We start from the raw sequence: 21,559 nt of genomic DNA, 5'->3' as shown, positions 1-21,559 counted from the left end.
TCCTAAGCGATTCCGCCTCCGTCAACAACGAGAACACTGCCTGTTACCCATGAGGATAAGTCACTCGCTAGGAACAATACGGCATTCGCGATATCACGCGGTGTACCTAGACGCTCCAGCGGTCTGCCTCCTGCAGAGGCAACCAGAAATGCTGACTCATCCTGCTGTAGCTGCTTCGCTTCGTCACGCAGGAGAGGTGTATCCGTATCCCCTGGTGATACACAGTTGACTCGAATGTTCGCTGCTCCATGGTCGATAGCCATGGCACGCGTCAGATTGACAACGCCTGCCTTTGCGGCGCAATAAGCTGCAGCGCGGTCTCCACCTTTCAGTCCCCAACCTGAGCCTGTGTTAATGATGCTACCGCCACCGCTTTGCTCCATAATGGGAATTACATATTTAGAGAGGAGGAAGACGCCTTTGAGTGAGACGTCTAATACAAGATCCCAGTCTCTTTCATCCAACTCGGTAACCGTTTTGCGGCGAATAACCCCTGCGTTATTGAACAGGACATGAATCCCTCCAAGAGCTGATTTGATCTCTGAGGCTGTGCGTTCACAATCTGCGGCAGAGGTCACGTTGCAGCAGTAAAAGCTGGCCTGACCTCCCTGTTCACGGATACCTGCGACGGCCTCGTTACCCGCCGCCTCATTAATGTCAATCAAGACAGCATGTGCCCCGAAGCTCGCCAGAAGCTCAGCGGTGGCCAGCCCAATGCCTGATGCCCCGCCAGTAACGACGGCTACCTTGCCAGATAAATTCAAAACGTCCTGTGTATTAAGCATCTTTATCTTCCTCCATTTCATATTGCATCGCTTCTGTACTCATTCGGCGGCTCAGCCTTTCAGGAGAGCTATCCTCCGCCATATACGCCTGAAGCAAGATGCGGAACCGGAACGCTTCCGGTTTAACTGTATTCTCAGGCGACTGTGCGGGGCCGCAGCTATTACTTCCCAGTCCGTTCTGTCGGTAATCCAGATTCAGAGTAATGAAATCACGAGGTGCCAAATCGCTCATATGCTGCGCCTTCTCCAGATCACCATCCGTGTAACGTCTAGCACTGAAATCAAGCGTTGGCGCTCCTGCCGCCAGCAGACCGATTCCTGCTCCATCGGCAATCGAAACCCATCTTACATCTGTCCGATTTCCATTCTCTTGGGGATAAATATACGACGTGAACAATCCATCTACACTGCGCTGATATACGCCGAAGCGTCCGGCCTCCCGGCTATCCGAATAGCTCTCTCCCGGCCCACGGCCATACCATTTCACACGATCTATATCACCGGGAACTTTCATCTGAAGACCGATTTTCGGGAGCATAGCAGGTGGTGTTCCTTCCGGCATTCCCTTCACATCTATAATGATTAGTCCACTTGCAGTAACTGTATAGGACGTTTCACAGCGGAAGCCCCAATCGTAGACAGGGGGTGCTATGCGTGAAGTCCAAGTCATACGCACAGACGTTTCATCCAATCGATCCCAGCGGAAATCGTCTATCCGCTCTGTCAGTCGATCGAGGTGTGCCTTGCGCCAATCTGGGAGCACATACATATCGTTATCAATCGGAGCGCGCCAGAAATTCAGTCGTGGTCCAAGTTGAATGAGCTCCTTTCCGTTCAGGCGAAGGGACGTGACCCCTGCACGTAGACGATTAAAAGAAATACGGAAACTGTCATTCGTAAGGATTAGCTCTCGTCCTTCTTCGGTGACTGACAATTTCTGCTCTACAGACAGCAGGGATGAGGGAGATACGGCTGAGGTGGAATGATTCGGCAGTGCAAACTGCGCCCACGCCACCTCATGCCCTTGTGCTGCCCAAGCGCAGTCTGCTGCCAGCGTAAATCCGACATTCAGCCACATCTCCGTACCTGGCTCAAGATGAATCGACTGTTGATCTGTTAAATTCAAATTTGGAATCAATACGTTTGCGCTATCACCCGGACTAATCTGAGGAAGTACGAGTGCACCACTGTTTATGGTTCTTCCATCAGCCGTGATACTGTAATGAACCTGCAGATGATCTAAAGTCACAAAGTCATACCGATTCGTTACGCGAATCTTTCCTGCTTCTATCAATTCGACCCCTACAGGTTCGATGATTTTCTTATATTCAATGAGTCCCGGAGAGGGGGTGCGGTCTGGGCGAACCAGTCCGTCAATAACAAAATTACTGTTATTCGGTACATCTCCGTAATCTCCGCCGTAAGCGTAGTCAGCCTTGCCATCGATTGATTTTCTGCTAAGCCCATGATCGATCCATTCCCAGACAAAGCCGCCTTGAAGACGCCGATAAGCGTCAAAGGTGTCAAAATACGTCCGTAATCCTCCGGGCCCATTGCCCATCGCATGGGCAAATTCGCATAGAATATGCGGTTTCGGATGATCGGTTAGCTGGCCGAATCCTTCCATTTTCTCCACGGAAGAATACATCGTGCTCACCACATCACATACTTCCGCTTCACGGTCTTCTTCATAATGGATAAGCCGTGTGGAATCATTGGCTTTGCACCACTCAGACATCGCACGGAAATTGCAGCCGAATCCTGATTCATTGCCAAGTGACCAGAAAATCACGGAAGGGTGATTCTTGTCGCGCTCCACCATACGGCGGATGCGGTCAACATAAGCATCCTTCCAAGAGGGGTCATCGCTAAGTCGTGAAATATTGCCCAGCGGCTCAAAGCCATGCGTCTCCAGGTCCGTCTCTTCCATAACGTATAACCCATACTCATCACATAGATCATAGAACCGCGGATCGTTCGGATAATGTGCAGTTCGCACCGCATTGATATTGTGCTGCTTCATCATTTGGATATCTTCGAGCATGGTGGATACCGTAACGGTTCGCCCCGTATCTGGATGATGGTCATGTCGGTTTACACCTTTGAGAAGGATCGCAACTCCATTCACCAAGAACTGTCCATCCTTGACTTCCACACGTCGGAACCCAACTCGCTGGGCAATCGTTTCTATAACCTGATTTTTCGAATCGACCAATGAAATGATCAGATGATATAAATAAGGAGCTTCGGCACTCCATAAAAAAGGCTTCGCCACAGGCAGAGTGAACTCGACACTTGAAGGGTCGTTTAGATTTTTCTCAGCAGACAGGATCTGCTCGCCAACGTTATTCAGCAGTTGTAACTGCACTTTACCCTGAACTTCTTCTCCATCCAGGTCTAAGCGGACCGACAGTACCGCATTGGTAAACTCTGCATCTAGCTCCGTTACAATTCGATAATCGGTAATGCGGGATGCTGAAGGCTCGGAAACCAGATAGACATCCCGGAAAATGCCACTCATCCACCACATATCCTGGTCCTCCAAATAACTCCCGTCAGACCACTGATATACCCGGACCGCCAATTGGTTAATTCCCGCCTGAAGGAAAGGGGTCAGATCGAACTCTGATGTCAGGCGGCTGCCTTGGCTGTAGCCGACAAATGAACCATTCAGCCATACATGAAAGGCGCTATCTACACCGTCGAACTTAAGTGAAACAACTCTTCCGTCCCAATGGTCTGGCAGCGTAAATTCCCTTACGTAGCTACCCGTTGGATTATCATTAGGTACATGAGGAGGATCAACAGGGAATGGGTAGTCGAGATCCGTGTAATGCGGATTTCCGTAGCCCTGCAACTGCCAGTGGCCAGGGACACGAATATCATCCCAACTAGAGGTGTCATAGTTATTTTGATAAAAATCCGGGGTGGCCAGATCAGGCCCCTCAGCAAATTGGAACTTCCAAATACCGTTCAGCGATTTGAACCAAGGAGAGCTTCCTCTGTCATAGCTCAGAGCACTTTCTTTATTGGAATGAGGAATAAAATAGGAGCGACTCTTCGCACGGTTTCTCTCCAGCACGCTGAGGTTATCCCAGTCGCGCTCAATGTTCATAACAGTCATGATCGTCAATCCTTTCCTCTATCTGTATGTCCTATCCTTTAATACCTGTCGTGGCAATTCCGCCGACAATGTAACGCTGGGCGAAGAAGAAAATCGCAAGTGGCGGAATCGAAATTAAGCAGGTGATGGCCATGATGGATTGCATATCAACACCGTACATGCCCTTAAATTGAGATAGGCCTAACGTTAACGTATATTTCGTCTGATCATTCAGGAAAATGAGAGGCCCCAGATAGTCATTCCAACAACTCATAAACTGGAATACGGAGACCAGGATCAGCGAAGGTCCCATTAGCGGCACGATGATTCGCAGCAGAATGGTCATTTTACTGGCGCCGTCAATCGTCGCTGCTTCATCCAGCTCCCGGGGGAGGGTCATAATGAACTGCCGCAACAAAAAGATATAATAGGCAGAGCCGAACCACGATGGAATAATCAGCGGTTTGAGTGTGTTGATCCAACCCAAATAGTTAAACTCCATATACTGCGGAATCATCGTTACTTCCCAAGGGATCATCATGGTAGCCAGAACGACAAGAAACAGGAAATCACGACCCTTGAACTGGAATCTGGCGAAGCCGTAAGCGACGAGCGTACAGGATATCAGCTGTCCGAGGGTGGATAAAACCGTAACGAGCAGTGTGTTTTTCAAAAATAAATTAAAGGGCTGGATGTTCCATGCTTCTGCGAAGTTACTGAATTTCCAGACGGACGGAATCCATTTGGGAGGAAACAGATAGAGCTCCTGCGGTGATTTCAGTGCCGTGGTCACCGCCCAGAACAGTGGGGCGATGAATAGCAGTGAGAACCCAATCAGCAACGTGTATGCAACTATTTTTTTCATCAGGACCGCCCCCTTGTACTGGCCTTAAGTTTCTTCTGCGGCTGCTTTTTCATTTCACCTTCATAGAACACCCAGGCTTCCGAAGATTTGAATACCAGAAACGTCAAGGTAAGCACGATCAGGAACATAAACCAGGCGTTGGCAGCAGAGTAACCCATCTTAAAATATTTGAAAGCGTTCTCATACATGTACATCGCATAGAAATAGGTTGATTTCATTGGCCCGCCTCCCGTAAGTAGCAGGGCGAGAGTTAATTGCTGGAATGCTGCAATAATGGATGTAATGAGATTGAACAGAATGGTTGGCGTAATCATCGGAATGGTTACACTCAAGAACTTTCGGATTTTACCTGCTCCGTCGATTGAAGCCGATTCGTACAAGTCCTTAGGAATGCCTTTAAGTCCTGCTAGGAAAATAAGCATCATCGATCCTTGTCCCCAGAGGCTAGCAACGACCATTGCAACAAGCGACCAGTTCGTATCATTCAGCCAATCGGGTCCCTGAATTCCCAGGACAGACAAGAAATAGTTCAGAATTCCATAGTCTCCGCTGTATACCCACGACCAGATCATAGCAAGCGCCACACCTGAAATTACAGAGGGGAGATAAAATGCCGTACGGAAAATGGCGCTTCCTCTTACCCTTTGGTTGAGCAGCATGGCGAGTCCGAGTGCGACTACAATATTGAGCGGAACGAAGAGGGCTGCAAATTTCAATGTTACAAATAAAGATTTCCAAAAAAGTGGATCATTCGAAAACATCTCCACGTAGTTGTCTAGCCCGATAAAAGTTACCTTACCAACGATTGGCCAATCAAAAAATGAAATGACCAATGAGAACAGCAGGGGGCCTAAAGTGAAGAAAACAAATCCAAATATCCAAGGGAAGATAAAGAGGTAGGGTGCAAGCCCACCCCATCTACGTTTTTTCAAGGCCTTAAGGGTAGCTGTCGGTTCTGATGTATTCTGCAGGTAGGTCTGAGCCATCTCCTAACCTTCTTTCTACAAGTGTTATTTCAAATATCGCTCGCTGTCCTTAACCGCCTGATTCAGCGCTTCTTGGGCATTGCTGCCGTGCATAACTGCTTCCACTGCAGCCGACAGCTGTCGGTTCACTTCATTCCACTTCGGATTGAGTAGAAATGCAGGTGTATTGTCCGAACGCTCAAGCATGGTGTAATAAGGTTTGTAGAGCGGATCTTGATCCTTCTTGAGTTCGTTTACAACACTTTGTCGTACTGGCAGGTCAGCAACACGCATTTTGATCGATTCATTAGAAACATAAAATTTAACGAATTCCCATGCCAGATCTTTGTTCTTGGAGTCTTTGGCAATAGACAGGGCAGATTCTGCAAGTACACCTTTAACCGGTTTGCCTGGAAAAGCCGGAATTTCGACCGTACCTACATCAACTCCCGCTTGTTTGAATGATTCGAGCGGCCAGATTCCGCTTTCCCACATGGCGATCTTACCGCCTTTAAAAATATCATCACCGCTTTGCTGGCCTTTACCACCTGTGAGCACGGCGGTGCCGTCCTTCACCATATCACCAAACATTTGGATAGCTTCAGCGGTTTCTTTACTGTTCATGTAGCCTTCGATGGTTTTACCATCCGGGGAAATAAAGGAGCCACCGTTGCTCCAGACAAAGCCCTGCAAGTCATACGTATCATTCTCGGCACGTGCACCGAAACCGTACTGCTTCTTAGATGGATCCGTCAGCTTTTTAGCGATATCCTGGAAATCGCTCCATTCCCATCCGTCTTTAGGATAAGGGACACCGGCAGCATCAAAGAGCTTTTTGTTATAATAGACGACACGAGTCGTGAAACCGGCCGGAATGCCGTATAGCTTATCGTCAATTTTTCCGTAGTTGAACAATCCTTTGTAAAAATCATCTATCTTCAGGTCTTTATCTTTTTCTGCAAAGCTATCCAGTGGTTCAAGAGATTGATGGTAAGTAGGGAAGTCCCACATGTACATGACGTCTGGTGGGTTACCCGCTCCAAAGCCTGCAGCAAGCTTCTGGTCAAATCCGTCCGCATAGGCCTCAACCTGCACCTTTGTACCGGGATGTTCTGCTTCAAACTTCTTGGCGATATCCTGCTCAATTTTGAGCGCGTCTCCCGTATCCCAGGTTGCAAAACGAAGCGTCTTCGTCTGATCCGAACCGCCGTTCTCCGGATTGGCTGTTCCAGCGTTACCGCTGCATGCAGACAGTATAGATACCATCAGCGTCGTTGCAAGGACAATGTGTGAAATTCTTTTTTTCATATTGTCAGCTCCCTGTCAGTGAGGTTTATAATAATTGAACCGCTTTCATCGTAACGCGAATGAAAGCGGTTCAAAACGTGTATCTATTCGAATGTTGTTGTGATTTTGTTCGAATTATTGAAGCAGGTGTCAATCTGTTCGAGAGCTGTCGTCTTTTTGTTGGGCACGGTAATGGCTCGGTGTTTGACCCGTACAGCGTTTGAACCATTTGCTAAAATATTTGCTGTCCCCAAGTCCTGTCCGCTCGGCAATTTCCTGCATGGTAAGATGTGTATCCCGCAGTAAACCATAAGCAAGGCGAAGTTTCCGTTTATATTGGAAGGCAATGAAACTATCACCGACAGCCTTCTTAAAGAGAATGGAGAAATGACTGCGGCTGAGCCCAACCTCTTCCGCCAGTTCGCTGGCTGACCAGTCAGCTGCGGGATTAGCATACAGTAGATTCACGGCTTTCCAGATCGGATCTGGCCAATGATTTACGGATATCCCATACAGCTTCTCTAGCTCAGCTTCTTTATGAAGGTTTTGGAAAGCCTGCTTCAGATCATCGCTGTTGAGCAAGGATTCTTTACGAGTCCACTTCAACTGACTGCATTTGCTCTTACTCTCTACCAGAAGGCTGTCTGCAGACCCTCGCAGCGTATCAGGAACGATCCAATAGTGGTATTCTTCTCCATAAGGAATGATCGTACCCTCGAGCATGCTGCGGTCATTCTTCTCAGCTTCTTGTAGCAGCTCGGTCCAAGATGCTCCGCATTCTGACGTTCGAATCAGATATATTAACAGCGGCTGTCCATTAACATGCGATTGACCGCCATGCAGCTTCTTCAGCTCCTCTGGAAATTTACAGCTATGCCCGTTCAGCCATGCAAAGAGCAGTGTTTCCATACGTTCTTCGTCTTTTGGAGAGGGGGGAGCGGAGACTGACAGTTCCTGCTGGAACTTCTTTAACATGTCTTCAAGTTCTTCGTCCTCAAAAGCGGTTTTTAAAAGATATCCGGATGCCCCAAGTTGAATTCCCTGCTGTGCGTATTCAAAATCGCGGTGGCAACTGAGCAGAATTATTTTGGTCTTCGCCGCCATCTCCTTTATCTTGCGAGACAGCTCGATGCCATCCATCTCCGGCATTACAATATCTGTTATTACAATTTCAGGCCGATGCTCCAGAAAGGCTTCCCAGGCTTTTTGTCCATTGGGCGCGTCAGCTATAACTTCCATTCCAAATTTCTCCCAAGCTACAGTCGAACGTAGGCCCTTCCGTACAATACTCTCATCATCTGCAATCAGCACCTTAATTCTCTTTGCTGTATCCATCCGGACGCTCCTCCTCTTTGGGCCAATGAATGACAATCGCTGTACCTTCACCCTTAGTCGAATGTACTGTAAGTCCGTACTGCGAGCCGAAATGCAGTTTGAATTTCTGGTCTGCGTTCTGGACGCCTAATCCTCCGCGACCACGACGTTTCGGATCTGGAACAAGCAAACGCTCCCGTTTTTCTTCTGTCATACCTGCTCCATTATCCCGGAGAGTCAGCAGAAGCTCATTCTTTTCTACGGTGACATCCAGCTTGATTACACCTATTCCATCCGTGAAACCGTGGAAAAATATATTTTCAAACAGTGGCTGCAGAGTCATACGCGGGATCAGATACTGCTTCAGGGAGTCCTCACAATTCAGCTCATAGCTGAACACATTTCCGTACCTGATCTCCTGAATTTTCAGGAAATGCTCAATCATGCGTAGTTCTCTGCCCACCGTGATCAGTTCCTGCGATATATCCAGATTTCCTTCCAGCACCATCGTTAAATGATATAACATCTGACGGATATCATCAGCCCCTTCCAGACGGGCCTTCCACTGAATGGAGTTCAACGTATTGAACAGCAGGTGGGGGTTAATCTGATAATGGAAAGCCTTCAGTTCCGCTTCCTTCTTGAGTCTTTCGCTCTGTTCCACTTCTTGTACAAGCGATTGGACGCCACTTACCATCCGGTTAAAACTCATATCAAGGCTACCTAGCTCATCTCTGCCTTCGATCGGCATCCGTGTATCCAGCTTACCGAAGCTGACCTTCTGCATCGAATCCTTTAGCGTACGAATACGCGCTGTAAACCTCGATGAGAACAGATAGGCGAATCCAAAGGCAAGCAGACATGAAATAACGGCCACGACAATGGTATTCGACCGAATAATGCCCGAGGACAAGTAGAAGGCTTTGGCAGGTAATCTCGCTTCTATGGTCCACTGGTTCACGGCAAGCGTCCGAATCCATGTAATATCACTATCCTTCTTCGTAAAATTGGCTGCGCTTTCATATATAATTCTTCCGTCCGAAGCTTTAATGGTCAGATTCGACTTCGTATCTGTCTCAAACAGCTTGAACATATGGATCAGTTCCTGCGCATTCTCCTCTATGAGTATGGTGCTGCCGTTTTGCATTCCGTTGGAATTATGAATCGGCACAGCGAGCCCAAGGACGGGAAGATTCGAATCGCCTGAGCTGCTCATTGCGTGATTTTGTATATAAAAACCGAGCCAGTATAACCCTTTATAAGAAGCGGGTTTTGTCTTCCATTCTGGAATATTTCTCAGCTTGGCAACATCCAAATTGTTCTCTCCATAATAATAGCCAGAGGGTGTAATGATATAGATTCCTGCGGTTTGGTCCGTCCGCAGCGATTTCAGTAGTGCTTCAAAGTCATTCTTCTCAATGATTTCACTATAGCTTGTAGGTGCCTGATTCCTTAGATTGGTATGGGCGGGATCAAGCAAATACGAATAGATCGTTTCACTCATTTGTTTCATTCGGCTTAAAGATGAGCTCGTTTGTTGCTCCAACTGCGCTACAGCATTTTCACCATATTTGCCAAACTGGGAATTAATGATTTTGGCGGATTGGTAATAGGACAACGCACCAAGCGAGAGCAGCGGAATGAGAGTCACGATGAGAAAACAAAAGAGCAGCTTGGTCCGTATACTGCGGTAGGAACCAGAGAAAATGCGTTTATTAAGCTGCCTGATCCATTGGATGTTCATAAACGGTTTCCCCTCTCGCTATAACTACATCTACCTGCATTCTAGCACGGACAGGTAGCCTATAGAAGAATCCAATCATTTCATGGTAACGCTTTCAATTTGTCGTGTGCAAATAAAATTTTTCGAGGAAACGGGAAAAGCACCTCCCCGGAAAGCTGTTTAAAACAGCAGCCAGGGACGTGCAATATTGGTTTTAGATTGTGTACTCGTGCCCCAGAACCAGGAACACACTTGATGTCCATGTGAATGCCCTGTCACGTAGGCCTTCACCAGTCAGCGCATCGAAGTTCTCCGCCATACCACTCCGGCTAAGCATATTGCAGAAGCGGCGGGATACTTCCCGAGCCAGCTCCAGGTCACCGGCAGCAGCTACGCCCTCCACGAGCAGCATGGTTGATGGAGCCCAGATCGGTCCACGCCAGTACCCGTCTGGTATATAGTAGGGGCTACTTATGCTCTCGGTCGCCCAACCATTTTCCGTTAGGAAGCGATTCTCCTCCCGTAAGCCTTCCAGAAGAAGATCTCTGATGGGTTCAGGAAGGCGTTTGCCCAGTAGAATCGGAATGAATAACAGCAGACTGTCTCCAGCTGAAGGTTCATGTGTACCTGAACGTAAGGAGATAAATCTATCATCTTTCCAGAAGTGGCTGATCATCTTCTCCAGCGTATCATCCGCCAGTTTTCTCCATTCAGAAGATTCCTTGGTAAGCCCAAGCAACCCAGCAATTTCAGCCAGAAGCTCTGTCTGGATAATCAGAAAGGCAGCTAAATCCGGACTTTCTACAGGAATTCCATTATTAAACGCGGTGCTGTTATCCCAGCCGGAATCATTACCGTGGTTATATTGGGGAATCCCATCACCATCATCATCACGATACCGGAACCACCATTTCGTCCACTTGGACAATGGGCCGTACACTTCACGAAGCTGCGCCTCGCGGATATAATCCGTACGTTGCATCATCCAAGCCAGTGTCCATCCGTGAATAGGAGGTTTGTTGCAGTTCCAAAGCTCATATTTATCGTTCACAAAGTCAGGAATTAATCCACTCTCATCTTGCCGATCAAAAAAGATCATGAACTGGTCCCACGCAAGCTTTGGATCATGGCGAACAAGCGCCATCGCATTGAAACAGTGGTCCCAGCTCCATATATTCGTCATCCAATTCTTCGACATATACATAGCTGGACGCGTCAGACAACCCTCCGCCGGAACGAGGCAGGACCAAGTAATGTAAGCAGCGAGCTCCCGCGCATCCTGCCAGCGATCAGGGATCGCAAGACTACTGTCTAGCCACTGGCTGAATTCAGTCCTAACCGCTTTTACGTCATCATCAAAGGAATCCCATTGTGGGCGAGGCTCCCATACTGTGCGGAACTCCTCAACGGCAAACTCAGCTGTATTCGTGTCTGTATCCGGATTGAACTCTGCGATTACGCGTGAGCTCTTGATTTTATCCCACGGCACTTCCAGTTTCATGTCGCCTACAATTCCAGTCAGCATGAAGCGGCATTCATGGGTGAAGCTATTTACTTCCCAGCTGTTCTTATTCGCCTCATATGCATAATCATAAGTTGACGGGATAAAGGTCAATCTGATCCCGCACCCTTTGGAACGGAATCGGACCGTGCGGTTATCCGAGATACAGATTTCCGCAAAGATTGCCGACACTGGTGAATTCAGCCGGACAGTTTCTGGAGAAGCTTCTGCCGTGAATGGAATCGTCTGATTCTGCTGATCCAACAGTTCGATACGGAACGCCTCGCCAAATTTATCATCCCCACCCCGCACAGTTCGTAGGTAGAGGCCCTGCTGTCTATTCTTGCCTTCAGGCAGAAGAGAGACGGCAAGGAACGACTCTCTGCGGCTGAAGGGTACAAAGTTCAGATCGAGTTTCATCATTCTCCTCCTTCGACAAGGAATAATACGCTTTCATTGTAAACCGCTGCTCAAGGAAGAGGAACGTCCAGGTGTTTTCGCTAGAGAGGGGAATTTGTTGGCAATGGATGATTCGGATGGTTATAGGTGTCTTTTTGTTAGAAAGTTGGGGAGAAAGTGTTAGATCTAGAGGTTAAAAGAATGGAAAAAGCCCATGAACCAGATCGTTCTCGGACGACCTTTCATGGGCTCTTGTCTTTTATCATCATGGATTAAATTTGTTAAAAGAAAGAAAGTTCATTTTGCATGTTGTATCATTTCACTGCATTTCGATTCGGTAACTGACTCAGATAACTGTGGGATAAGTGGAGAAGATCCAAAGCCCGTTCGTACTGTTCCTTCGTAATATATTCTGAAGAGGTCGACTCCTCTTCAGATGGTATGGCAGATGAGGGCAGGGTCGGTTCATCCTCCAGACTGTCGGGAATCGTGCCCTTCTCCTGATCAGGCTCTGCCGAAACGACATCCTGTCTCCCGGCATCCGCAAGAGAATAATGCGTACCATCACCGTACCCCGTCTCAGGAACGAACAGTGAAGCATCGTTCAGTACGGAACCGGAGGGAAGATAATAGCGCTCTGGCAGCAGATTATTTCCCTCACGCAGCAAATCCTGCCCGAAATACAGTTGGTTCTGGAGAGAGGCGCCGGTCAACCCGGCGATCGTTGGCAGAATATCCACCTGTCCTCCGATCTGTTCCAGCTGAGCTGCTGGCGTGATGCCAGGAGCCGTGACGATAAGTGGAATATTGATCATGTCCGCAGACGTGTACTCCCGACCGTAAATTTCCTGCATCAGCTTCTCATCAGTCCGATCCAGCGAGTAGATAGGCAGACCCAGATGGTCGCCATAAACGACCAGCAGGCTATTTTCCCATAGTCCACGTTCCTTAAGTCCCTCAATAAATTGTCCCACCGCCTGATCGGCATAATGCTGGGACACAAGATAATCCCCTGGCAACGTATTAACGTACCGATCCGGCAACGTCAGACTTTTCTTATCTTCTGGCAAATGGTAAGGATGGTGTGCAGACATGGATATGATTTGTGCATAGAAAGGTGACCCTGATGCCTGCATGGCCTCGAGTTTATCCAGTGTCTTGCTGTACAACACTTCATCCGATGCCGAGAAGGCGATCGAATCCTCTGTTCCGAAATAATTCATGTCATAATACTGGTCGAATCCAAGCGCCTTGTATAACTGATCGCGATTCCAGAAGTGCACATCATTCGTATGGAATGTGGCTGTCTGATAACCGTTCGCGGACATCAGTCTGGGCAGACTTGGTAACTCCTTATTGGCATAGACGGTAGTTGCAGCCCCGTTGGGCGGTGTGTAAAACGATGTATTTACCACAAACTCGGCATCCGACGTATTTCCCTGTCCGACTTGCTGATAAAAGTTCGGGAAGTACAGGCTTTGTCCAGCCAACTTATTCAGATTGGGGGTAACTTCCTGTCCGTCCACCTGCAATCCGATCAGGAAGTTCTGGAATGATTCGAGCTGGAGGACAATGACGTTGCGTCCTTTGGCTGCACCTTCCTTCACAACAGCGGGCAGTGCTGTCGTTTGTTTAATCTCGTCGATATGATTCTGATCGATTTGATCGAGGGGCACGGGTTTGTCAGGCCGATCAGCCAGGATGGTGTACGCTTCGTAACCGAGAATACCCATCTGCTCCGCCTGTGTAATTTCGCTCATACTCGCCCGATTGGGGTATATGTTGAGCATGCACAGCATCATCGACAGAATCAGAATGACTGAGGCAATCCGTCTTCTGGCCCTTCGTTCAAGCGGCACTCTGCCGGGACGTTCAGTCCCGCCGAGCTTGATCCGCCGACGAATCAGAATCCCCGCGATGACCAGAATATCTGCAAAAATAAACAAATAATACGGATCAAGCAAAGAGAACATGCTGCTCTTGACCGAGGTTACCTGATTAACCTGTGCGAGTGCGTGATAATTGACAATCACACCATAATATTTGTAATACATGATCGCTGCGAAGAAGATGCCCGATAGCACCAGATTTAGTCCGAGATAGAGCCACATCCGGCGTTTGGCTGCGAACCACTCAATCAGACAGAAGCAGATCCAGATCAGCGGCAACTCTGTCAGCAGCGGTTTCCAGACGGGGATGTCATCGAAGATCACAATCCAGGCCAGAGAGCTTTTGATCATCATAATAACGGTGAACACTATAAACGGTCCGCTTAGAAACCGGGTGAGTGAATTGCGTGACAAGTTACCGCCTTCCTTCCTTTCCGAAGTTTCATTTAACAAGTATTATGCTATCTCATGGCATGTCGTGTCAAAAGCAACGAACTTCTTGGTTGCTCGATTCTTTCAATTATTGGAAATAAGCAGGGAGGAGTTTGGGTCATTCATGACCTCACGTATACAAAAAGCCCCTTCCATTGAAGAAGAGGCGGAAGGGGTTGCATTTTAAAGTACAAATAATCAAATGATGCTTGCCCAAAGTGTGATTACAGTATATCTGTAAACTTGTATACAGATTCTGGAGCATAACCGTCAGTTTTGCTCCCGTTCGTTTACTCTATGGTGAAGGTCGTGACGAATGAAGGTCTTGGAAACATGGTGGGCTTCTGTGCAGTCAGCCCTTCACTCGTGCTGCGGTTGCGGTGAGCATGGTTATAGGCTTGAGACTGCTGCCAGTTTTTGAAATGATCTTCGGACTGCCAGAGTGTAAGTACGACATACGTATCGTCCTTTAAAGGACGAAGCACACGAATGCCGACAAAGCCGGGTTCGTCTTCCACTTTGCGTGCACGGTTCTTGAAGCGTTCCTCGAAGTCATTCCGTCCATCTTCGGTTACGGGTATATTGTTGAGAACGGCATAACCGCCGCCTGTCCAGGAGCCTGCGGCATCGAAGGCTTCATACGCCGCTACGTTATCATCGGACTCAATGTTCATCAGACGTTCTGTCGATTCAATGGCCAAACGAACCTGTTCCTCGCTGCGCAAAGTCAGATGCGGATATGCAGCAAGTGCATCCGGAATTGGTGAAGGAACCAAATAGATATACATAGAAGATGCCTCCTTATTTACGTACATTCCACTTCAACATAGCATATGGGATTGTGTGAGTCCAATCGGTTTCACATGTATCGGACAGGTGGGCTAATTCTGAGCTGAGTAGTATAGGTTTGCTACAATAGAAGATAAACAATGAATGACAAACACTGCAGTAATAATGAAAAAGGAAAGCGATATCCCGTCTAGCATAACTACGAGGATCCATGCCAGAGCAAGACTGATGGTTGTTGCATTCCAGGAGAAGGCCTTTGCTCTCGTGATACAATAAAGGTACCGCTCATCCAGTCCGTTATGCTTTTTTGCAATCAACCTTGTGAAAAAAATAATGAGTATTGCAAATAAAAAACCAGCTACAATTCCACCGATCCCGATCATCCGATTCAGTAATTCAGAACTCAATATTCTCATCTCCTTCAAAAATAAATAATTCCTCGATCTGACAACCAAATAATTGGGCAAGCTTGTGAGCAAGAACAAGAGAAGGTTTGTACTTTCCGGATTCCAGCGATATGATGGTCTGCCTGGAGACCTTTAGACGTTGAGACAGTTCTTCCTGTGTGATGTGCATATGTATTCGTTTGTCTCTGATTAGATTTTGCAAGTATATCCTCCCATAAGTAAAGTTGGCTTTACGTAAAGTTAACTTTACTTATGGGACGATGGGATGTCAATCTTTCTTTATAATATTTTCCACTTCTTTAAGGTGATGCTGTGTCCAAAAGCATATTTCGTGATAAAGTATAGTCACTACAAACAGAACGGGTGATCGTATGACAACCGCAATTCGAATATCAGTCAGGCCTTTGGTGGAATATGTGTACCGCAGTGGCAGCATACGTCCAGGGTTCCGCACTAATGCATCGATGCAGGAGGGAACCCGGATACACCAACGGGTGCAGAAGGACTACACGGAAGAGGATTTGAAAGAAGTAGTTCTCGAAGTGGAACTGCAGCACGGAGACTTGACCTACATGGTGGAGGGACGATGTGACGGACTGATTCGTCTGGATGGTCAACTGACGGTGGATGAGATCAAATCAACTGCGGGAAATTTGGACGACCTGGGCGATGGGGCCCCAGTACACTGGGCGCAGGCCATGATGTATGCCTATATGTACGCCGTTCAGCATGATGAGCCCCGTATGCAGGTACAGCTTACGTACGTGCACACCGTGAACAATGAAGAAAGACGGTTTCGGCGGATGCTGGAACGGCAGGAGCTGGAACAGTTTGCAGCAGAGCTGGTCGCTGGTTACGCGCCATACGCAGAGATGATTGTGGCTTATGAAGAGAAGCGCGATATAAGCGTGCGAGAGCTGCCTTTCCCTTTTCGCAAATACAGAGAGGGACAGCGCAAGCTGGCAGGAGCCGTATACAAGACAATCCGCGAGGGGCAGGGACTGATGGCGAAAGCGCCAACGGGTATTGGCAAAACGATGTCCGTACTGTTTCCCACGGTCAAGGCCATTGGTGAAGGAGAAGCCAAACGATTGTTCTATCTGACCGCGAGAACGACGACGCGAGTGGCGGCAGAAGAGGCTTTTGCCCGGATGCAGGCGGAAGGATTGAAGATGCATGTGATCAGTCTGACCGCGAAGGACAAGATCTGTTTCAAGGAAGAGGAAGCCTGTGATACGGGACAGTGTGGCATGTGCGAAGGATATTATGACCGTATTAATGAAGCCGTGCTGGATATGCTGGAACATGAGACGTTAATGACACGCCCGGTTATTGAACAGTACGCACGCAAGCATCGGGTATGTCCGTTTGAATTTTCACTGGACGCTGCGTATGCAGCCGATGCGGTGATCTGCGACTATAACTATATTTTCGATCCGCGTATCTCGCTCAAACGCATGCTGGAGGAGCAGAAGCGCAAGACGGTATTATTGGTCGATGAGGCACATAATCTGGTTGATCGGGGCCGAATGATGTTTTCGGCAGAGCTGGAGAAGGCGGTCTTTCTGGATGTCAAAAGGGAATTCCAAACGCTTGGCAGCAGTGTGACCGCTGCCAAAGCTATTGCGGATCGAACGGGCGCCATAGACAAATACCTGATTACGCTCCGCAAAAACGGTGGAGATGAGGGTAAATTGCTGCAACAGGAGGCGCCAGAGGAACTGATTGAACTGCTGGAGCCTTTTGTCATGGTTGCGGAGCAATGCCTTGTTGAAGGCGGTTCGGGAAATGCCGAGACGGATGAATTGCTGCTGGCAGCCTATTTCACCGCACAGAATTTCCTGCGTATTGCCAAGCTGTACGATGAACGCTTCATTACCTATGCGGAATGTGTACGAAGTGAAGTACGAGTGAAGCTGTTCTGCTTGGATCCGTCCGTGCTGCTGCGCCAGACAGCCAAAGGGTTCCGTTCTACCATTCATTTCTCTGCGACATTGTCACCTCTGGGTTATTACCGGGATATGCTAGGTGCGGAGGAAGAGGATTATACTTTGCGTATTGCTTCGCCTTTCCAGCGGGAGCAGCTGGATGTGAGATTGCTACCATTATCGATTCGCTATCGGGATCGTGAACGTTCCAGACAGCCAATTGCCAATATGCTGCGCCAATTGGTTGCCGAGTGGCCACATAGCAACCTGCTCGTCTTTTTCCCATCCTATCCATATATGCGCGAAGTACATGCGACGTATATGGAACAGCCGGGCGAGGCAGAAGTCGTGATGCAGGAACAGGGCATGAGTGAAGAGGAACGGGAGGCGTTCCTGAACGCGTTCCAGCCACATCCTGAACGAACACGGTTGGTATTTGCCGTTATGGGCGGTGTATTTTCCGAAGGTGTGGATCTGCCGGGTGATCGTCTGAATGGAGTTGTGGTGGTCGGGGCCGGACTTCCCCAGATTGGTCTGGAGAACAACGTACTCCGCGATTATTATAGTCGGACAGGGCGAAACGGATTTAATTATGCCTATGTTTTCCCAGGTATGAACAAGGTATTGCAGGCAGGTGGAAGGCTGATACGTACGGAAGAGGACAAGGGCGTACTGGTGCTGGTTGACGATCGTTTCACCGAGGAACCGTATCGATCATTGCTGCCCGAGGAATGGCAAGACTACACACGGATTTCACCCCAATAAAGATTCATAGCTAAAGATCGATCGTAGACTTTTCAGCTTTCTTTTCTGTGCATGATTGAAGGATAGGCCGAAAAGGGTATTACTTGGATAGCATACGAACGAACAAGGACGATACAGATGCGTGCCGTGATCCGCTTCGAAAGCAATCAAGGAGGTCGGTTGGGAATGAAGAGAAATCATACGATGATGCAATTTTTTGAATGGCACCTGGCCGCAGACGGAAACCACTGGAAGCGATTGGCCGAAATGGCGCCAGAACTGAAAGCCAAAGGCATTGACTCCATATGGGTGCCTCCGGTGACCAAAGCCGTATCTCCCGAGGATACCGGTTACGGCGTATATGATCTGTACGATCTGGGCGAATTTGACCAGAAAGGCAGCGTGCGTACCAAATATGGCACCAAGCAGGAACTGGTCGATGCGATTGCCGAGTGCCAGAAGAATGGCGTTGCCGTCTATGTGGATTTGGTGATGAACCATAAAGCGGGTGCGGATGAGACGGAAGTGTTTAAGGTGATTGAGGTTGACCCCAATGATCGATTGAAGGAAATTTCCAAACCGTTCGAGATTGAGGGCTGGACCAAATTCACATTTCCGGGCCGCGGGGATCAATACTCCTCTTTCAAATGGAACGCCGAACATTTCAACGGTACCGACTTTGATGCCAAGGAAGAACGAAGCGGTGTGTTCCGCATTGCAGGGGAGAACAAGAACTGGAATCAAAATGTCGACGATGAGTTCGGCAACTATGATTACCTAATGTTCGCCAATATCGATTACAATCACCCGGATGTCCGACAGGAAATGCTCCAATGGGGAAAATGGCTCATCGATACGCTGCAATGCAGTGGTTTTCGACTGGATGCGATCAAACATATCAACCACGAATTCATCAAGGAATTCGCTGCTGAGATGATCCGCAAGCGGGGGCAGGATTTCTACATTGTGGGCGAGTTCTGGAACTCCAATCTCGATGCATGCCGTGAATTTCTGGATACGGTGGACTATCAGATTGATCTGTTCGATGTGTCCCTGCATTACAAACTTCATGAAGCCTCTCTGGCTGGCCGGGACTTTGATCTTTCCAAGATTTTTGATGACACCTTGGTGCAGACCCATCCGACGCATGCCGTAACGTTTGTCGATAACCATGATTCCCAGCCGCATGAAGCGCTGGAATCCTGGGTGGGCGATTGGTTCAAGCCGAGCGCCTATGCGCTGACGCTGCTGCGTCGTGACGGTTACCCGGTTGTCTTTTATGGTGATTATTACGGTATTGGTGGTCCCGAACCTGTTGAGGGTAAGAAGGACATTCTGGACATTCTGATGTCAGCCCGTTACGACAAAGCTTATGGAGAGCAGGAAGATTACTTCGATCACGCGAACACGATTGGGTGGGTACGTCGCGGGGTGGACGAAATTGAAGGCTCCGGTTGTGCAGTAGTTATCTCGAATGGTGATGATGGTGAGAAACGAATGTTTGTTGGCGAACACCGTGCTGGTGAAGTCTGGACCGATCTGACGCACAGCTGCGAGGATAGCATTACTATTGAGAAAGACGGCTGGGCCACCTTCCATGTATGTGGTGGGGGCGTCTCCGTGTGGGCTCTCCCGGATCAGGGTGAGGATCGTGCAGACGCTGAGTAATACGGTTGGGATCATTGATCAGTGAATCTTCATATAGACAGTTAAACCATCTGAACTGGTGATCATCTGCCAGGCAGGTGGTTTTTTTATGTTAGGTGGAGTGGGTTTGATTGTGTTATCCTTATATGGAATAATAAACCAATATTATGATTACTATTAAAATCGATTCGTGTTCATCTTAGATAGATCATACCGAGGGGGAAATCGGGTGAGGAAATTAGTACACTTGGGGTTGTGGCTGCTTGTAATGGCGGTCTGTCTGGGGGCTTGCAGTTTGGGAACAAACAAAGGGCCAAGGGGAGAACCGAAGCGAACGGATGATTATACGCTGAATACCGAGCGAAGAGATTTGACCCAGCGTTTGCTGAAAAATCCAGATTCCTTTCAGGAGCGTTTGCCAGATGATTATAGCTTGACTGCTACTGTTAGAGTTCATCAAGAATCTGATCTGGACCGCATTATATATGAGATTTCTGTTAAAGAGGCCCGGGTACCGATGGTCAATGTAATACAGTCTTTTACACTTGATCCATCCTTGATGAATAGTATTAACGCCACAGAGCTCCTTAACTCCAATGCGGGAAACACACACGAGACGACTCTGGGTCCTGGAAAAGAACCGTTGGGATTAAGTTTACTCAGAGATTATATTTTGAAGCCCAAAGCGGAGATCCATAGCAATATCATTCATACTTATCAGGATATGTATATCAAAATCTCTTACGGACCAAATGATAAGCGTACGGAAGATTACATTCATGTTAAAGCCAAACCATCTCCTGAAACTATTGAATATATGAAATCATGGAATGCAGATCAATAGAAAGGCAGAACCTAAAAAGCTCCGCCAAGGGGAACTGCATGGATGCTGCCTCTTTATTTTGGTGATACATTAGTTCGAGTTGCGTACTACACTTCCAGTTCAAACGACTCCAGCGTGCCTACCATTTTTAGATCATGCTCCTGGTTGAACTGTGCCCGTTTGGCCGCATTGGCATATTCATCATGATAATGCATGAGCACGGTTTTCTGTCTCACTTCGGCGGGTAGTTGTTGCAGATCCTTCAGTGAGGTGTGTGATTTGATCACCAGATCATGCATATGACATTCGTGGAAAATTAGCTGTACGTCTTTGGCCGCCTGCTCTACTCGTTCCTGATCGAGCGTGCTGTCTGCGCTATAGTAGAAATAGGGCTTTGCAAGAAGGCCATTGCTGACCATGCCCGGCACATGCTGTGTTCGAAAAGTTTCAAACGTCACGCCCCCCAGCTCAAATGTGCCTCCATCCGGTAAAGGTACGATATCGTAATAGTCGCTCATCGTGCGCTCCCCGTCAGTGGTATAACGCATGCCTGGGGATAAAATACTCCATAACGGATCAACCAATTCTTCGTGGATAAACAAACGTGGCTTGCCATCGCCCACAATCTGTGAATAATATCCGAGCATCTGTACTCCGTTAATATGATCCTCATGCAGATGGGTAATAAACACATTGTGGATATCCGTCATTGGAAAGCCGTACGCCTTTAATGCTTTTGCATTGGACTCCGGAAAATCAATCACCAGATGTGTATCACCGAACTCGGCCAGCATACTGTTGTGGAATTGCTCCACGCTGAACATGTCTCCCGTACCGAGAAATGTAATTTTCATTGCGTTCATCTCCTTTGATCCACCTTTAGATCAGTATCATTGCGATTAAAACCAGTATACCTTGTTCCAGGAAATATGCCTAAATCAACCTTTTTTGATAACGC

16 protein-coding genes are annotated in these 21,559 nt (G+C 48.0%); 3 read left to right on the top strand and 13 right to left on the bottom strand.

What is annotated here, in order from left to right; translation table 11 throughout:
* Positions 1-2 precede the first annotated feature (2 nt).
* The 12 genes from G3352_RS07880 to G3352_RS07825 all read right to left on the bottom strand — a co-directional run bounded on the left by G3352_RS07880 (position 3) and on the right by G3352_RS07825 (position 15,661).
* Positions 3-785, bottom strand: a complete 783-nt coding sequence (locus G3352_RS07880) for an SDR family NAD(P)-dependent oxidoreductase (protein ID WP_163755488.1) — start codon at positions 783-785, stop codon at positions 3-5.
* Positions 778-3,900: a beta-galactosidase, LacZ type gene (lacZ, locus tag G3352_RS07875; RefSeq protein WP_481856273.1), complete on the bottom strand. Its 3,123-nt coding sequence runs from the start codon at positions 3,898-3,900 to the stop codon at positions 778-780. Before lacZ ends, G3352_RS07880 begins: the two co-directional genes overlap by 8 nt.
* A 40-nt stretch (positions 3,901-3,940) precedes the next feature.
* Complete coding sequence (locus G3352_RS07870) at positions 3,941-4,753, bottom strand: carbohydrate ABC transporter permease (RefSeq protein ID WP_163755485.1); 813 nt, start codon at positions 4,751-4,753, stop codon at positions 3,941-3,943.
* Positions 4,753-5,739 (bottom strand): carbohydrate ABC transporter permease, encoded by a 987-nt coding sequence (locus tag G3352_RS07865; RefSeq protein WP_163755483.1) that lies wholly within the window; start codon positions 5,737-5,739, stop codon positions 4,753-4,755. The genes G3352_RS07870 and G3352_RS07865 overlap by 1 nt, the downstream gene beginning before the upstream one ends.
* A 24-nt stretch (positions 5,740-5,763) precedes the next feature.
* The gene (locus G3352_RS07860) at positions 5,764-7,026 is read right to left on the bottom strand and encodes an ABC transporter substrate-binding protein (RefSeq protein ID WP_072733725.1); all 1,263 of its coding nucleotides are present in this window, start codon (positions 7,024-7,026) and stop codon (positions 5,764-5,766) included.
* 129 nt (positions 7,027-7,155) lie between these two features.
* The gene (locus G3352_RS07855) at positions 7,156-8,340 is read right to left on the bottom strand and encodes a response regulator transcription factor (protein WP_163755481.1); all 1,185 of its coding nucleotides are present in this window, start codon (positions 8,338-8,340) and stop codon (positions 7,156-7,158) included.
* The gene (locus G3352_RS07850) at positions 8,318-10,063 is read right to left on the bottom strand and encodes a sensor histidine kinase (RefSeq protein WP_163755479.1); all 1,746 of its coding nucleotides are present in this window, start codon (positions 10,061-10,063) and stop codon (positions 8,318-8,320) included. The genes G3352_RS07855 and G3352_RS07850 overlap by 23 nt, the downstream gene beginning before the upstream one ends.
* A gap of 193 nt (positions 10,064-10,256) precedes the next feature.
* On the bottom strand, positions 10,257-11,963 hold the full coding sequence (locus tag G3352_RS07845) for an amylo-alpha-1,6-glucosidase (RefSeq protein WP_163755477.1): 1,707 nt from the start codon (positions 11,961-11,963) through the stop codon (positions 10,257-10,259).
* A gap of 293 nt (positions 11,964-12,256) precedes the next feature.
* Positions 12,257-14,245, bottom strand: coding sequence for an LTA synthase family protein (locus G3352_RS07840; RefSeq protein ID WP_240342980.1), 1,989 nt, complete (start codon positions 14,243-14,245; stop codon positions 12,257-12,259).
* A gap of 308 nt (positions 14,246-14,553) precedes the next feature.
* Positions 14,554-15,051 carry an antibiotic biosynthesis monooxygenase family protein gene (locus tag G3352_RS31405; RefSeq protein WP_090994860.1) on the bottom strand — a complete coding sequence of 166 codons (498 nt, stop codon included), beginning with the start codon at positions 15,049-15,051 and terminating at the stop codon, positions 14,554-14,556.
* 93 nt (positions 15,052-15,144) lie between these two features.
* Positions 15,145-15,459, bottom strand: coding sequence for a hypothetical protein (locus G3352_RS07830; protein WP_163755474.1), 315 nt, complete (start codon positions 15,457-15,459; stop codon positions 15,145-15,147).
* Entirely contained in the window at positions 15,449-15,661 is a 213-nt protein-coding gene (locus G3352_RS07825; RefSeq protein ID WP_036612923.1) for a helix-turn-helix transcriptional regulator, read from the bottom strand. The genes G3352_RS07830 and G3352_RS07825 overlap by 11 nt, the downstream gene beginning before the upstream one ends.
* 169 nt (positions 15,662-15,830) lie before the next feature.
* On the opposite strand from G3352_RS07825, the gene G3352_RS07820 reads away from it, so the two are divergent.
* The 3 genes from G3352_RS07820 to G3352_RS07810 all read left to right on the top strand — a co-directional run bounded on the left by G3352_RS07820 (position 15,831) and on the right by G3352_RS07810 (position 20,622).
* Complete coding sequence (locus tag G3352_RS07820; RefSeq protein ID WP_163755473.1) at positions 15,831-18,152, top strand: helicase C-terminal domain-containing protein; 2,322 nt, start codon at positions 15,831-15,833, stop codon at positions 18,150-18,152.
* Between the two features lie 165 nt (positions 18,153-18,317).
* Positions 18,318-19,799: an alpha-amylase gene (locus G3352_RS07815; protein WP_163755471.1), complete on the top strand. Its 1,482-nt coding sequence runs from the start codon at positions 18,318-18,320 to the stop codon at positions 19,797-19,799.
* A 208-nt stretch (positions 19,800-20,007) separates the two neighbouring features.
* Positions 20,008-20,622, top strand: coding sequence for a hypothetical protein (locus G3352_RS07810; RefSeq protein ID WP_163755468.1), 615 nt, complete (start codon positions 20,008-20,010; stop codon positions 20,620-20,622).
* An 86-nt stretch (positions 20,623-20,708) separates the two neighbouring features.
* On the opposite strand, the gene G3352_RS07805 is transcribed toward G3352_RS07810, so the two are convergent.
* Positions 20,709-21,455 carry an MBL fold metallo-hydrolase gene (locus G3352_RS07805; RefSeq protein ID WP_163755466.1) on the bottom strand — a complete coding sequence of 249 codons (747 nt, stop codon included), beginning with the start codon at positions 21,453-21,455 and terminating at the stop codon, positions 20,709-20,711.
* Between the last annotated feature and the right edge of the window lie 104 nt (positions 21,456-21,559).

The sequence above is a fragment of the Paenibacillus sp. ALJ109b genome (genome assembly GCF_010747435.1).
Classification (GTDB): Bacteria; Bacillota; Bacilli; order Paenibacillales; family Paenibacillaceae; genus Paenibacillus; species Paenibacillus taichungensis.
The sequence above is the reverse complement of the archived record's forward strand: the minus strand, read 5'-3'. Positions and strand labels throughout refer to the sequence as shown.

Excerpts from the sequence above, each read along its gene's own strand:
- G3352_RS07845 (WP_163755477.1), bottom strand. The coding sequence starts at position 11,963 with ATGAAACTCGATCTGAACTTTGTACCCTTCAGCCGCAGAGAGTCGTTC.
- G3352_RS31405 (WP_090994860.1), bottom strand. The coding sequence starts at position 15,051 with ATGTATATCTATTTGGTTCCTTCACCAATTCCGGATGCACTTGCTGCA.
- G3352_RS07865 (WP_163755483.1), bottom strand. The coding sequence starts at position 5,739 with ATGGCTCAGACCTACCTGCAGAATACATCAGAACCGACAGCTACCCTT.
- lacZ (WP_481856273.1), bottom strand. The coding sequence starts at position 3,900 with ATGAACATTGAGCGCGACTGGGATAACCTCAGCGTGCTGGAGAGAAAC.
- G3352_RS07850 (WP_163755479.1), bottom strand. The coding sequence starts at position 10,063 with ATGAACATCCAATGGATCAGGCAGCTTAATAAACGCATTTTCTCTGGT.
- G3352_RS07815 (WP_163755471.1), top strand. The coding sequence starts at position 18,318 with ATGAAGAGAAATCATACGATGATGCAATTTTTTGAATGGCACCTGGCC.
- G3352_RS07880 (WP_163755488.1), bottom strand. The coding sequence starts at position 785 with ATGCTTAATACACAGGACGTTTTGAATTTATCTGGCAAGGTAGCCGTC.
- G3352_RS07860 (WP_072733725.1), bottom strand. The coding sequence starts at position 7,026 with ATGAAAAAAAGAATTTCACACATTGTCCTTGCAACGACGCTGATGGTA.
- G3352_RS07805 (WP_163755466.1), bottom strand. The coding sequence starts at position 21,455 with ATGAAAATTACATTTCTCGGTACGGGAGACATGTTCAGCGTGGAGCAA.
- G3352_RS07870 (WP_163755485.1), bottom strand. The coding sequence starts at position 4,753 with ATGAAAAAAATAGTTGCATACACGTTGCTGATTGGGTTCTCACTGCTA.
- G3352_RS07820 (WP_163755473.1), top strand. The coding sequence starts at position 15,831 with ATGACAACCGCAATTCGAATATCAGTCAGGCCTTTGGTGGAATATGTG.
- G3352_RS07855 (WP_163755481.1), bottom strand. The coding sequence starts at position 8,340 with ATGGATACAGCAAAGAGAATTAAGGTGCTGATTGCAGATGATGAGAGT.